Below are 13,755 nucleotides of genomic sequence, written 5' to 3' on the forward strand. Positions count from 1 at the left end.
CACTATAACCGGGTTGTTGCCAATCTCTCGCACGCCCATACGCACCAAGAAGGTTTAAAATGGCTACTGGCACTGTTAAATGGTTCAATTCGACCAAAGGTTTTGGCTTCATTCAGCCGGATGATGGCGGTACGGATGTTTTTGTCCATATCTCTGCCGTAGAGCGGGCTGGGCTGCGCGGCCTCAATGACGGCCAGAAAATCAGTTACGAAATCGTACGGGACAAGAAAACGGGCAAAATGTCGGCCGATCAATTGAGCGCCGGTTAAACGATGCGTCTCGTTCGCATGACCAGCGGCGAGGGATCTTGAAAAGCAAGAGGGCTGGGGTCGGCCCTTTTTCTTATCAATCACACCGCACTTGGTCGGCAAACACTGAGAAGTTTCATCGGGAACACGTGAACGGACGGACGGTCGTTGGCAGATGGTATTTCATCTAGATGCGCCACTTCGAAAGGTCTGGCGCCAACTGGCTGGTGCGCCAGCGCACTGAACTCGTGAACGCGCTGCGATCGCATCTGTACGAAGCGCATCGCGAACATATTGGAAGAGCCGATTTGCGAACTGCCCGAACTGCTTCGCGAAGCTTGTGCAGACGATCCCTGGGGTAGGTCCGCTTACTGCATTGGCCGTTGAAGCCTTTGCCCGGCGATGGAAAGCTTCAAACGTGGCCTAGTTCGCGGCCAGGCCAAGTTTGGTTCCGCGTCGCCGGAGGGAAGGAACTGATAGGACGTGTTTCAAAGAGGACAGGCTAACATTCGCCAGCTACCTCTGTACCTCATTTTTGCGGCATGCGCGAAATCATGTTCTACGCCAAAAAGATTTGGACAGAACCGACGATCGCTGGCTGGTGATCGAAAAGCAGTCGAGTCGTTGACAGACCATCCGACGGAAAAGCCAAAGCCTTTCTTCAGCCATAGGATGGCCTCGAAACCCTGGATAGTTCTTCGGGCCGTGGTGCCGAAATATCCGCATCAAGGATAATGGACTGGGTGTGCGTGCCGAGCAGGCTTGGAATACCCTCACTTCGATTGGCGCATCGAAGAAGGATCGTCAACGAGATGCTGGCTTCCGGGGGATCGGGCGGCTTGCCGGGATGGCGTATTGCGACAAGGTGATTTTCCGCACCACTTTTCCGGGCGAAACAGCTCTAACTGTCATCGAATTCGATTGCGCTCAGCTTCTCAAGGCAATGAAACCCCGATGAAGGCGGCGATGTGGAGCTTGCAACGCTCTTGCATCAGTCAATCCAATCTGTACCGCAGCCAGCCGGGGCTGACGTCGACGATCATTTCTTCGAAGTCGAGTTGCAAGGTCTTTCCACGGCTCCGAAGAGCCTGACAAGATCGCCGCAGTGGTGGTTTCCATGCTTGCCGGTGCCAAGTTGCCACCGATCACAGCACAGGCAAGAGCGCTCCTGACGAGCTTGCGGGACGGCAACCGCCTTCGGAGCAGCTTTCGACACCGAGGCGGATCTGGCGAGCTCTGCGTTCGTCGTCGCGCCGTTAATTGTCGCGCTAACGAATGCCGTAGGGGAGTTTGGCGCGACAATTCTTGCGCGACTCTGCTCGGGTTGACTTCGCACAGATCGGATGTCGCGCCGAGCACAAAATTGAGAAACTTCAATTACCAGTGAAACGCAAACCTGATCGACGGATAAATTGGTTGACCGTCGGCCTGATTCTTTCTGCACTGCCGCTTACGGCATGCTGGCCTGCATCGAGGTGGCTGCGGTGGCAAGAGTTGCGGACAGGGCGGCGACGGCTTTGATTTTATCAGCATGGGCAGTTACCGCTCACATTGGAGGCCTCGTATTCAGTCGCCTTAAGAATGCCGACCGACTCCGTTGGGCAGTTCTTCCCGTTCGGCCGTTGCTTGTGCTGTCACGGCAGAGTTCACGACTTCGAACCTCTCCGTGGCTCGGATCACTGCAATCGCTGGGGCCGCTCGCAACCAAATCACTCGCGCTACTACTTTTCCTAGCCGCATGCCTTGCCGCTGTCTCGGCCCTCTTGCTCCATGTTCGTTATTTGCGAAGCCTGATCGCCGCTCGTTCGACAAGACAGCCGCAGTAGCTAGGGGGCGCATTCTGCACGCATGACCGAGATCTCCGCATCGGCTAGCACACCGATGACCGGGGCCATATAGCCGAGCGGCACGTAGAACGAGATGCAGTTAAGCAGACCGAAATCTTTAAGATGCTTCCCTTTTTGCCGCTGCCGTTCCCAGTTGGTGGATGGCAGGTTAGTTGCGACTTCGTCACGGATGACAGAGCGATAGCACCCGAATTTGGGACCTGCCGATAGGTCCCAAAAGCATCGGCCCAGCGTCCGACGTAAAATCGACCATCCAGTAGGTGCTTGGCCAGAGGTATCGGCGGTCTTGATTCAGATCGCCCGCACTTGGGATGTGGAGAAGCGGCTCATGATTTGATCATATATGGGAGGCCCGTGTGTCTTTTCTGTCCGGCTTTCAATGCGCAGGCGAATCTACTGGCGGCCATTAAAATCACCGTTGGGGAACGATTGGCGATGGCTGATTGGACTTGGCCAGGATGCCCGTCGGGCGCTCAATTGAAATTGTCACATCTGGCGGCAGCGTCCCTTCGTGCAATTGACGAATACGGTCATCCAGTTCCTTCTCCGCCGTCGTGAGGCGATAGTTCAGTCGTAGGTAATCCGCCCAGGTCGGCGTGCGGAATGTTTCTGTCCACCGCGATAGCACTTGCAGATCGCGCGTGAGTGTCCAATGCCGCGCCCCGATGCGGCTTTGCACCTGCCGGCGTTCCAGCATGAGACTCATGAACAGGTCCACGTTTTCGCTGGGTACCAGGTAATGGGTTCTGACGACGATGGGCCCGCTTCTCGGCTTCAGATCGAGGGCGATTGAAGGCGCATTGATGTTTTCAGCGGGATCTGGGTCGGTTGCGTGCCGTTCGCGGATCGGGAACAGGAAGCCGGACAGCGCGACTAACAGACTAGCTCCTGCCGACCCGCCAAGCGCCCAAGTCAGCGAATAGCTTTGGGCCACGGCGCCCCAAATCAAGCTGCCAGCGGCCAGGCCCCCATACGTGAAGGCGTAATAGATTGAGAGAGTCCGGCCTACAACCCAACGGGGGCTCGCCAGCTGGACGGTCACGCCCACTCCCGCCCATGCGGTGACCCAACCCGCACCCCCTATTGCCAGAGAGAAAGCCTGCCATCAGAATGCCGAACGCAACAGGTCCTCCTTGCAACTGATCGCGAACGACAAGGGGAAGCAGAGCCAGGATTGAAATGCTGGCCACACCAAAGAGCGTTCCACGCATGATGGCCGATTTTATCTCCGATGACATCGCCGTAAAACGCACGCCGTCATAAATGGAAGTGAGTATCGATTCCCGAGGTAGCGGGGACGAGCGGACCTTCCAGTTATGCCGCAACAGGACAGATATTGGCGCCAGATAGCCAAGTGTGGTCAAGGCGAAGGCCAACAGCGGTCCGAAGACGGCGACGATGATGCCGCCCAGCGCGGGACCGACGCTGCGGACAGTGTTGAAGCCAATCGAGATAAGGGTGACGGCAGCCGGTAGATCGCGGCGCTCGACAATATCGCCAATGGAAGCCTGCCAGGCCGGGTCATTGAGTGCGGCGCCACATCCCGCCAAAAAGCCGACCCCAAGTAGGATCCAGGGGTTAACGAAGCCGAGCGCAACGAGAACAGTCAAGATTCCAGAGGACGCCATCATCAAGACCCGACCGACGAGCATGACTTTGCGGCGATTGAAACTGTCTACGACGGCCCCGACAAACACGGAAAGGATGAATGCGGGCAGGGTCGTGGAAGCCTGGACCAGTGCAACCATCAGATCAGAAGTCGAGGTCGTCGCCATCAGCCAACTGATGGCGACGGACTCTATTAGCCAGCCGAGGCTGGAAACCTGCGCGGCAAGCCAGATTGATCGGAAGGACCGGTTCTTAAGCGGCGCAAACGTCCCTGGCAACGCAGCATCCGCATGGTCACCAGCTACACCATTCACGTTATTGGCCAAACTTCCTGGACGTTTCATCGGCTCGCGCTTGTTATGACTATTGGCATCAGATTAGTCTTCTGGCCTGCTGGGGTGGGCCGAGAAGAGGAGAACATGTTCGGCTATGTGTTCAGGGCGGAACACTGCCCGCTACGCTTTGGCCCTGGTGTGAAAACGGCCAGCAGTGCTCCAGCGCCCGATGTGATACGTCCACCATCAGCGGTAAGTCCTGCACGAGAGCGGAGGCCAGAATCGGACCGAGCATACGGTCGATCCTGAAGGCAGACTTCACTCTTCTGGGCCCCAATATTCTATGTGCATGAAAGCTAACGCGCACAGAGCTCCAATCGAGCGTTCGTCCGCCAGGACAGCTATGGCTGTACCTAATTTTGCCGAAGCAGCACGATGGAACTTGTGGCGAGTGTGACGGAGGCATTCTCTGGAATAATCCACGGCGCTATGCAATCGCCCTGTTTCAGGGTGCTAGCTGCCACCACCTTAGCCTGTGGGCCGCGACGATTTGGAGCAAATGCCCACTTTTATCGGTACGATCCTGCAAAATTGCGGTTCGTACCGCCCAAATTCGGCTTCCTCTATCGTTGTTCTGAGAGAACTGGACTCTCGAGGTTTCTTGATCGCCAAAGGAACCTGTGATCCTGATATTTCACACTGGCCCACAATTTCTACCCAAACGGCATACAGCCAGATGAGGGTGACTCTGTCGCCAGCACCCAGCAACTGTCGCATTGGTTTTGCGCGTGAACGGCTTCCAGGCCACGATCCTAGAGACCGCCCATGCAGAGATATTTCATCTCGAGATAGTCCTCGAGCCCGTGACGCGATCCTTCGCGCCCGATCCCGGATTGTTTGACGCCGCCGAAGGGGGCTGCCTCGGATGACATTCGGCCCGTGTTTATGCCGACCATGCCATATTCCAATGCTTCAGCAATGCGCCAGACGCGCTTGAGGTGGGAGGCATAAAAATATGCCGCGAGACCGTAGATGGTGTCATTGGCTTCGCGAACCACCTGCTCGGCATCTTCAAAGCGGATGATCGGCGCTAACGAGCCAAAGGTCTCCTCCTGAGCCAGCCGCATGGTGCTGACCACGTCCCTGATTACGGTGGGCGCAAAGAACGTTGCGGAGTTGCCGACGCGAATGCCACCACATTCGATCTTTGCTCCTTTTCGAATGGCATCATCCACATGCGCTTCGATCTTCGCCAGGGCATATGTGTCGATCAGTGGACCGATCGCAACATCCGGATCGAAGCCATCACCAACCTGCAGGCCTCGGACACGCTCCGTGAACTTCTGCGTGAACTCATCGTACATTTTGGACTGGACGTACAGGCGATTGGCCGAGACGCAAGTTTGCCCGGCGTTGCGAAACTTCGCCTGTATCGCACCATCGACGGCAGCATCGATGTCCGCATCATCAAAGACGATGAAGGGGGCGTTGCCTCCGAGCTCGAAGCTTATCCTCTTTATCTGATCCGAACATTGCCGCATGAGCAGCCGTCCGACCTCGGTCGATCCTGTGAAACTGATCTTGCGGACCTTAGGGTTGGAGCACAGTTCGCGGCCAACCGCGTCACCTTCCGACGCGTAGATCAGATTGAGGACGCCCTCGGGAAAGCCAGCCGTCTGGGCAAGCACGAACATGGCGCCGGCGATAAGAGGTGTTTGCTCGGCAGGCTTCAGGATAACGGTACAGCCAGCAGCCAACGCCGGCGAGATTTTGCGGGCGACCATCGACGCTGGAAAATTCCAGGGCGTAATTGCACCGACCACACCGACCGGTTGCTTGATCACCAGCAGCCGCCTGTCGTTTGAGGGTGCCGAGATCGTCTCGCCATAAATGCGGTTTGCCTCTTCTGCATACCATTGGAGATAGGCTGCTGCATGGGCGATTTCGGACTTCGCTTCAGCCAGAGGTTTTCCCATTTCGGCCGTCAGGATTGCAGCGAGATCGTCGCTGTTCTCGAGGATCAGTTGATGCCATTTCCATAAGAGATCCGAGCGCTCGCGGGCCGTGAGCCCGGCCCAATGTCCTTGGGCGGCATGAGCTTTGTCAATCGCTTTGGTAACATCCTCAGCGCCCATGTCCGGAAGTTCTGCCAACAGCTCCCCAGTGGAGGGATTGAAGACTGGAAAGCGCTTCGTGGAATCCGGGGGTTATTTGCGGAAGGGGGCGAAATCCTACTTTAAGCGATGGGCCACCTATACTCTCCGATTAAATTTATATGTTCCCAGCCAAGCGGCGAGACGTGAGCGAGGAGTTCAGGCGGAACTGGTAAACCGGCATTGTCTCGACTTTTGACGGCATCGCCTAGTTTCAGGGTATTCCAGAAGATGATGATAGCGGTGAGAAGATTGAGGCCTGCAATCCTGTAGTGCTGACCTTCGGTGGAGCGATCACGAATTTCACCACGCCGATAAAAATTGACTGCTTGCTTCAAGGCATGATGTGACTCGCCTTTGTTCAGGCCGACCCGTGCACGCCGCTGCATGCCGACGTCCATGATCCAGTTGATCATGAAAAGCGTCCGTTCGATCCGGCCAACTTCCCGTAAAGCGACAGCCAGTTCGTTTTGTCTGGGATATGATGCAAGTTTCCGTAAGATCTGGCTGGGTGGCATGATACCGGCAGTCATCGTGGCGGCAACACGCAGGATATCCGGCCAGTTCCTTTCAATGAGAGGTTCGCTGAGCTTGCCGCCGATCAGTGGACGTAAATGGGCTGGGGCACTTGCTGGATCAAAAGCATAGAGCCGTTTGGACGGTAGATCCCGGATGTGCGGGATAAATGCAAAGCCAGTGATCGAGCAGGCGGCGAAAACGTGGTCTGTAAAGCCACCTGTGTCGGCATATTGCTCGCGGATTCTGTTTGCCTGTCTCGTTCATCAGGAGGCCATCGAGAATGTAAGGGGCTTCACTGGCTGTGGCGGGGATCGCTTGCGTAGAGAATGGAGCATACTGGTCCGAGACATGGCTGTAGGCCTTGAGCCCGGGCTCGTTTCCATACTTGGCATTGATTAGATTCATTGCCTCGCCTTTTTGGCTGGCCCGGAAAAACTGTCCGTCGCTTGATGCGGTCAGGCCGGTACCCCAGAAGGCCGCCATGGGCAGATTGGCATGCGCTTCAACGACAATTGCCAAGGCCCGGTTGTAGGCCTCGCCTTCTACATGCCAACGCGCTATACGCATCAGTTCCCAGAAACCGTGCGTGTGGGTTGCTTCGGCCATCTTGCGCAGACCGAGGTTGATCCCCTCGGCCAGAATGACATTCATCAGGCCAATCCGGTCCGTGCATGGCGCTCCAGTGCGCAAATGCGTGAACGCATCCGAAAAACCTGTGATGGTGTCGACCTCAAGCAACAGATCGGTGATCTTGGTATCGGGCATGCGTTTGTAAAGATCGAGCACCATATCCTCGGCGCCGCCCGGTACATCAGCTTCCAGTTTTTCGACATGGAGCACACCGTTTTCAATGGAGCCGCCAGGAATCGTTCCATTTCGGGCTGCGCGCCCCAGGGCTTTGAGCGCAATGTCCATCCGTGCACGACGATCCGCCAACCATTCCTGAGGGCGCAAGGGGATGGCAAGACGAGCGGTATGAGTGACAGCCTGTGCCGGAACCAGCACCTGTTTCAGATCACCATAACGGCGTGATCGCCTCAGCCAGATATCGCAGGACCGGAAAGCATCCCGCAGGTGGAATAGCACACTGATTTCCCAAAGCCGGTGATCGTCATTGGGTTGCGCTCGCAAATGGCGATGCCATTTTGATCCGTTCCGTAGAAAATCCCGTGGATGCTCCTTGCCATCACCGCGTCGCAGTATCTGCACCGCATTCAAGAGAGGAATGGCGACCGCTGCTGCGTGAATATCCAGCAGCATCAACATTCTTGGCGTATAGCGGCGAAATCGGTGATATCCAGTGAGCACGTGACTGAGAGGGTCTGTAGCCAGCGTGTCCGTCAGTCTTGATGCAGTGGCGACAAGCAAACGCAATCCGTCCCAGCCTGGCTTTGTGTTGATGACAGCATCGAGGGCCTCGCCATCATCTTGCGCTCCGATCAGAGTTCCGCCCAGTTCCGCGAAAGATTTCAAGGTCTGGCGAACGGCGATCTTTTCATCGGCAATTTTGGCCTCGCAAAGCCGCTCCGCCGATCGGTAGAGCTTGCCGACAATAAGGTCATGGGTTTCGATAATAGTATCAGCCAGTCTGGACTGCCATTCCGAAGCGCATACAGCAAGGATGGCAAAGCGGCGATCCTCGGGCAAATCCCGCATACCATCGGCATAGTAGCGCTCCCCGTGTCTGCGCAGACGCGTTACCCGATGAGCCGGCACCTCCAGAAAGAGATCGTCCGGAAGGTGAATTCCTTGCAGATATTCCAACTTGTCCATCAGGCGATTGGCATCTGCCGAATTGTTGCCAGGCTCAATCTGTCGCAGCCAGACAAAGCGGGTCACCCGGCCATCCACAGTATCAGCAAGCAAGCCTAACAGTTCTTGGCGAACGTCAGGAGCAAGTCGGTCGGCGATCCGTGACTCTATCCGGCGCTCAGCATCGACCAATGCATCCGCACACAATCGTTCAATTGTGGTGACGGCTGGCAGAATGATCAGGCGATGCCGGCAGGCCTCCACGAACCGATGCACCAGATCCTCGTTGGAGACAGCGTGCTCTGCTTCTTTGTAAATCCACTCTTTCAGATCAGCCGCTTCACGCCCGGTAAAGGAGCGAAAGCCGTATACCTGGCGCAGCTCCGCAAGGTGCTCGTGGCGCGTTTCTTCCCGAACGGCATAGTCGAGAAGATCGTCTTCGTTCAGCCCAAGCTGCGCTCCGATGAACTCTACAACCTCGAGGGGGATGATTTCCCCTGGCGCCAGAATACGGCCAGGATAACGCAGGACGCAAAGCTGCAGGGCGAACCCGAACTTGTTATGAGCCCGGCGGCGGTGCCGGATATGTTCGAGATCTTCGTCGCTGAGGGTATAATGCCTGAGGAGGTCTGCCTGTTCGACGGGCAGGCGAAAGATGGCAGTCTTCTGGCGATCAGTTAAAATGATGCGGCGCGGCATGCTTGTACCTTATTCTAAATTTATCTAGCTTTAAGAGGCTTTGTTTCTGATGCTGGTTAAGATACAGTTTGCGCTAACAAATCAACCGCGACTTCTTCGCCGCCTCAAACCAACGTTTAAGAAACATGCTGATCGGATACGCTCGCGTCTCCAAAGCCGATGGCTCGCAGTCCCTCGATCTGCAGCACGACGATCTGCGCGCCGCCGGCGTCGAACTGGACAACATCTATGAGGATCGCGCTTCCGGCAGCCGTGACGATCGGCCTGGTCTGGCCGCCTGCCTGAAATCCTTGCGCGCCGGCGATGTGCTGGTGGTCTGGAAGCTCGATCGCCTCGGGCGGTCGCTTGCTCACCTGGTCAACACCGTGAAGGATCTGTCAGACCGCAAGATCGGTCTGCGTGTGCTGACCGGGAAGGGTGCCCAGATCGACACCACGACCGCCTCCGGCCGCATGGTGTTCGGAATCTTCGCCACCCTGGCCGAATTCGAGCGGGATCTGATCCGTGAACGCACCATGGCCGGTCTCGCTGCCGCCCGGGCGCGTGGCCGAAAAGGCGGGCGCAAATTTGCACTCACCAAGGCACAAGTGCGCCTCGCGCAAGCCGCCATGGCGCAACGCGACACTTCCGTTTCCGATCTGTGCAAGGAACTCGGAATCGAACGTGTCACCCTCTATCGCTACGTCGGCCCAAAGGGTGAACTCAGGGACTATGGAAAACGTGTCCTCGGCTTGGCGTAGGATTTCGCCCCTCCCACAAACAACCCCTAAATGGAACCGGACCTATATGGAGAAATCTGAGAAAATTAGCCTGATCGATCGGACGTCCCGCCTCGTGGAACGCGGTTCCCCCGCGATGGCGCGTGCGGCTTTTTTCATAGCGCAGAATGCTGAACTGGTGGTGAGCTCGTCTATCGCCGAAATCAGTCGTGCCTGCGGCACCGGTGAATCAACCGTGATCCGCCTCTGTCAGACTCTTGGATTTGACGGGTTCAGCGCCTTCAAACTTGCTCTGACGCGCGAGATTGAGCGCGAGCGGGTTCTCCAAGCCACTCGGGACAGGTCCATCGAGGCGAGCGCAAGCGGACCACTGAGACGTGACCCCAGGCTTGATATTATTGTCGAGGAGTTGAGCGCATCTATCCAGCGGTCTGCCCGCCAAATGAAACTCAAACAAGTCTTAGAACTAGCAACGAGGCTTTGCCGCGCGCGCCGAGTCGTGGCCTATGGCGTAAGCGTCTCAGGAATTTGCGCCGAGCTTTTTGCCACTCGCCTCGCATATCAGGGAATCATCGTCAATGTGCCTCGTTCCGGCGACCTCGCGCTCGCGAGCGCAAGCTCCTTCACGAATGAAGATGTAGCGATTGGCATATCTTACAACGGACTTAGCGAAGAGACCGTCGCATTTCTGGAGCGTGCTAGTGACCGCGGCAGCTACACCTTCGCCTTAACAACGCAACCCGCGAGCCCGCTAGCCAAGATGGCACAGGTCGTATTGGAGCTTTCAACCTTCGGCGCCTGGCCGAAGGACGGTTCTGCTCGCCTGCTGCCTTCAGTAATTCTTCTGACGGAATATGTCGCGACTCTTATCGAGCACCAGAAAAAGGCTTAGGCGGTGTAAAGCTCCTGGTGGAGCTTTGCTCCAAATGTCACAGGACTGAAACAAAAATCCTGAATATCCGCTTCAAACGAAAGGTTAAGCGGATGCCAGGGCTCTCAATCACACTCCAAGACGTCACGAAATCCTTCGGCAGCGAAGCTGTGCTGAAGGATATCAACCTCTCCATCAAAGAAGGGGAGCTCGTATCGCTGCTCGGCCCCTCCGGCTGTGGTAAGTCTACTCTGCTGCGGATCATTGCCGGTCTGGAGCGAGCGGAGGCGGGCTCGATCAGACTGGGTGAACAGGTGGTGGATGCCTTACCCGCCGGCGCTCGTGATCTGGCGATGGTCTTTCAATCATATGCGCTCTATCCGCACATGTGCGTGGCCGACAACATTGCGCTGTCGCTTGAAATGACCGAACTGTCTGCGCTCCAACGTCTGCCGCTGCTGGGACGCGTCCTGCCGGGGTCGCGTGCAATTCGCCAAGCGATTTCCAATCGAGTGCGTCAAGCGGCGGACCTGACTGAGATCGCACATCTGTTGCGGCGGCGGCCAGCGCACCTTTCCGGCGGTCAGCGTCAGCGCGTTGCCCTCGCGCGGGCTATGGCGAGAGAGCCGGGAATCTTTCTCATGGACGAGCCGCTATCGAATCTGGATGCGAAGCTTCGTATCTCGATGCGCTCCGAGATCGTCGACCTCAACAAACGGATCGGTGCGACCTTCTTGTTCGTCACGCACGATCAATCAGATGCCTTGGCCATGTCGGATCGGATCGCGCTCATGATGGGAGGGCGGATCCGTCAGATCGGAACGCCGCAAGAAATCTACGATTCTCCAAGTCACCTCGACGTTGCCTCTTTCATTGGGCAGCCGGTGATCAACCTGTTCCCGGTCAACGTTGACTCGGCCGGGCGAGTTAGGCTCGTCAACGGAACACAACCTTTCGGCGGCTGCTCGTTGCCTAACGGCAGCGCGAAGGTTGGAGTTCGGCCTGAGGCTTTCGACATCGTAGCTTCCGAGCCATTGGGCACTCGCTTCGCCCTCACTGCGCGTTTGGACCGGGTTGAGCGTATGGGTGCAGAAGTGCTTATTCGCTGCCGTACCATGGCCCTTGGAGCGTCGGCGACCTGCCGGCTCTCTGTTGATCAATTCGACGAGGTGAGCGCTACGGGCATTCTCTCCGGAGCGTTCCACCTCGTGGCACAAAAGCGAGGTGTTCATCTCTTCGATGAGGAAGGGAATGCTGCGGCGTTCCATCCTCTGCTGCGGACGGAAATGGAAGTGGCAAAATGACTACTCTCGCTGTCGGGGAACGTCCTTCGCTTCGCGATTCTGTCGCGTTTGATGCCGTTATCTGCATATCGCCAGCCATCTTGCTGCTTGTTGCGATGACCTTGCTTCCATTGGCGGCCGTCGTCGTGCTCTCGTTCACCGATTACCAACTGGGCGGCACGGATATCCACTTTATCGGCATCGAAAACTTCATGCGAGTTGGCGAGAGCGATGATGCCGGCCGAGCCATCCTGAATACATTGCGCTTCACGGCGCTCGTGGTACCCGCCTCCGTGGCGATCGGATTAGTGCTCGCACTTTTGGTAAGCGCGCGCGGCCGACTGCGACGGGCATATGAATTGCTGCTTTTCCTACCGTTAACGGCAACGATGACAGTCATGGCGATTGTGTGGAGCCTGCTGCTGCACGGCCAGATCGGCCCGATCAATGTAGCGCTCAAGGCGATGGGGCTGGCGCCTGTCGAATTCCTGTCAAACGTTGAGCTCGTTCTTCCAAGTCTTGCTTTGATCGCGGTTTGGCAACAGTCGAGCTTCTGCTTCGTCGTGTTTCTCGCTGGGCTATCCGCAATTCCAACCGAAGTCTACGAAGCTGCCGCTCTTGATCGTGTGGGGAGTGGCTGGGAGCGGTTTCGAAGGATCACTTGGCCTCTCCTTGCACCTACAACCGTCGTGGTGCTGCTGCTGACCACGATCAAGGCATTCCAGGTTTTCGACCTTGTCGCCGTACTGACACAGGGCGGTCCACAGGGAGCGACCGACGTGCTGCTATATGAAACTTATCTGCAGGCCTTTTCCTACTTTCGCATCGGTTACGGTAGTGCGTTGATCATGTTGTTCATCGCGTTCGTCGGGATCGTCTCGACCCTGCAAATGTGGTTTGCCCGGAGGAGACAGCCATGACTTCATTTACTAGCCGGCCGTTCCGCTCCCTCATCGCATCGAGCTTGTCAAATGGGGTGATCTGGCTTGGGATCAGCTTCGCCTGCCTCCCGTTCGCGTGGATGATCCTCAGTTCCATACGTGACCCGGCTGAGATCTTCGACGTTTCGCGGATGTTTCTGCCGCGCAGTCTTGCCATCAAGGAGAACTACGGACGCGTGCTTGCGGAGACGCCCGTCCTCTCTTTTATGCTGAATGGCATTATCGTGTGCACTCTCATACTAGCTGCGCAAGTCGCCACGGCGCTTCCTTGCGCTTACGCTATCGCCAAACTCCGCTTCCACGGGAAAAGGCCTCTGTTAGCGTTGGCGGTGCTCGCGCTCCTGGTCCCGTTTCAGGCGATCGCGTTGCCGATCTTCTTAGGGCTCGCCTGGATACAGGCACTGGACACCTATTTCGCGCTGGTCGCCCCTTTTCTCGTCTCCCCCTTGGCGATCCTGCTTTTCAGCCAGTTTCTGCGCGCCTTCCCGGACGAGGTTATTGAGGCCGCACGTCTTGACCGCTGTTCGCACACGACGATCCTGCTTCGCATCATCCTGCCTGCATCGATGCCCGTAATTGCAGCCTTCAGTGTATTCTCGGTAACCTATCACTGGAACGACCTTTATTGGCCACTGATTGCGATCTCCTCGGCGGATCTTGCGCCGCCAACGCTCGGCATCCTGTTCTTTCGTGATGCCGACGGTGGTGACTCCTACGGCTCTCTCATGGCTGCGGCGACGCTGATCACCCTTCCTCTTGCGCTTGTCTTTCTCATCGCCCAGCGCCGCTTTGTCGAGGGCATCACGATGGGTGCAATCAAGTAATCCATTACCCGGCACC

At 56.9% G+C, this 13,755-nt stretch carries 7 protein-coding genes and 5 pseudogenes; 8 read left to right on the plus strand and 4 right to left on the minus strand.

Going from position 1 to position 13,755, the window contains the following annotated elements; genetic code table 11:
- The first annotated feature begins 59 nt into the window (after positions 1 to 59).
- Positions 60 to 269, plus strand: a complete 210-nt coding sequence (locus N8E88_RS04190; protein WP_262290793.1) for a cold-shock protein — start codon at positions 60 to 62, stop codon at positions 267 to 269.
- 319 nt (positions 270 to 588) lie between these two features.
- A pseudogene (locus N8E88_RS31700) lies at positions 589 to 767 on the plus strand (transposase); the annotation flags it as partial.
- Between the two features lie 101 nt (positions 768 to 868).
- Here the strand turns inward: N8E88_RS31700 and N8E88_RS04195 are convergent.
- Positions 869 to 955: pseudogene (locus N8E88_RS04195) on the minus strand (IS6 family transposase); the annotation flags it as partial.
- A 38-nt stretch (positions 956 to 993) separates the two neighbouring features.
- Between N8E88_RS04195 and N8E88_RS04200 the strand changes: the two are divergent.
- Entirely contained in the window at positions 994 to 1,206 is a 213-nt protein-coding gene (locus tag N8E88_RS04200; protein WP_262290794.1) for a hypothetical protein, read from the plus strand.
- Positions 1,207 to 2,507: 1,301 nt separating this feature from the next.
- Here N8E88_RS04200 and N8E88_RS04205 read toward each other — a convergent pair.
- The 3 pseudogenes from N8E88_RS04205 to N8E88_RS04215 all read right to left on the minus strand — a co-directional run bounded on the left by N8E88_RS04205 (position 2,508) and on the right by N8E88_RS04215 (position 9,101).
- Positions 2,508 to 4,047, minus strand: a pseudogene (locus N8E88_RS04205) (MFS transporter).
- A 743-nt stretch (positions 4,048 to 4,790) separates the two neighbouring features.
- Positions 4,791 to 6,164 (minus strand): annotated as a pseudogene (locus N8E88_RS04210) (NAD-dependent succinate-semialdehyde dehydrogenase); the annotation flags it as partial.
- Between the two features lie 50 nt (positions 6,165 to 6,214).
- Positions 6,215 to 9,101: pseudogene (locus N8E88_RS04215) on the minus strand (Tn3 family transposase).
- A gap of 125 nt (positions 9,102 to 9,226) precedes the next feature.
- Here N8E88_RS04215 and N8E88_RS04220 point away from each other — a divergent pair.
- The 5 genes from N8E88_RS04220 to N8E88_RS04240 all read left to right on the plus strand — a co-directional run bounded on the left by N8E88_RS04220 (position 9,227) and on the right by N8E88_RS04240 (position 13,739).
- Complete coding sequence (locus N8E88_RS04220) at positions 9,227 to 9,841, plus strand: recombinase family protein (protein ID WP_262290795.1); 615 nt, start codon at positions 9,227 to 9,229, stop codon at positions 9,839 to 9,841.
- A gap of 115 nt (positions 9,842 to 9,956) precedes the next feature.
- Complete coding sequence (locus tag N8E88_RS04225) at positions 9,957 to 10,712, plus strand: MurR/RpiR family transcriptional regulator (protein ID WP_262290796.1); 756 nt, start codon at positions 9,957 to 9,959, stop codon at positions 10,710 to 10,712.
- A 92-nt stretch (positions 10,713 to 10,804) separates the two neighbouring features.
- Positions 10,805 to 11,995 carry an ABC transporter ATP-binding protein gene (locus tag N8E88_RS04230; protein ID WP_262290797.1) on the plus strand — a complete coding sequence of 397 codons (1,191 nt, stop codon included), beginning with the start codon at positions 10,805 to 10,807 and terminating at the stop codon, positions 11,993 to 11,995.
- Entirely contained in the window at positions 11,992 to 12,894 is a 903-nt protein-coding gene (locus N8E88_RS04235; RefSeq protein ID WP_262290798.1) for a carbohydrate ABC transporter permease, read from the plus strand. The genes N8E88_RS04230 and N8E88_RS04235 overlap by 4 nt, the downstream gene beginning before the upstream one ends.
- The gene (locus N8E88_RS04240; RefSeq protein ID WP_262290799.1) at positions 12,891 to 13,739 is read left to right on the plus strand and encodes a carbohydrate ABC transporter permease; all 849 of its coding nucleotides are present in this window, start codon (positions 12,891 to 12,893) and stop codon (positions 13,737 to 13,739) included. Before N8E88_RS04235 ends, N8E88_RS04240 begins: the two co-directional genes overlap by 4 nt.
- The last annotated feature ends 16 nt before the right edge of the window (positions 13,740 to 13,755 follow it).

It is taken from the genome of Phyllobacterium zundukense (assembly GCF_025452195.1).
In the GTDB taxonomy this organism is placed as follows: Bacteria; Pseudomonadota; Alphaproteobacteria; order Rhizobiales; family Rhizobiaceae; genus Phyllobacterium; species Phyllobacterium zundukense_A.

Bases quoted from the DNA above. Each gene is read 5' to 3' on its own strand.
- N8E88_RS04235 (WP_262290798.1), top strand. From the start codon at position 11,992: ATGACTACTCTCGCTGTCGGGGAACGTCCTTCGCTTCGCGATTCTGTC.
- N8E88_RS04220 (WP_262290795.1), top strand. From the start codon at position 9,227: ATGCTGATCGGATACGCTCGCGTCTCCAAAGCCGATGGCTCGCAGTCC.
- N8E88_RS04240 (WP_262290799.1), top strand. From the start codon at position 12,891: ATGACTTCATTTACTAGCCGGCCGTTCCGCTCCCTCATCGCATCGAGC.
- N8E88_RS04230 (WP_262290797.1), top strand. From the start codon at position 10,805: ATGCCAGGGCTCTCAATCACACTCCAAGACGTCACGAAATCCTTCGGC.
- N8E88_RS04190 (WP_262290793.1), top strand. From the start codon at position 60: ATGGCTACTGGCACTGTTAAATGGTTCAATTCGACCAAAGGTTTTGGC.
- N8E88_RS04225 (WP_262290796.1), top strand. From the start codon at position 9,957: ATGGCGCGTGCGGCTTTTTTCATAGCGCAGAATGCTGAACTGGTGGTG.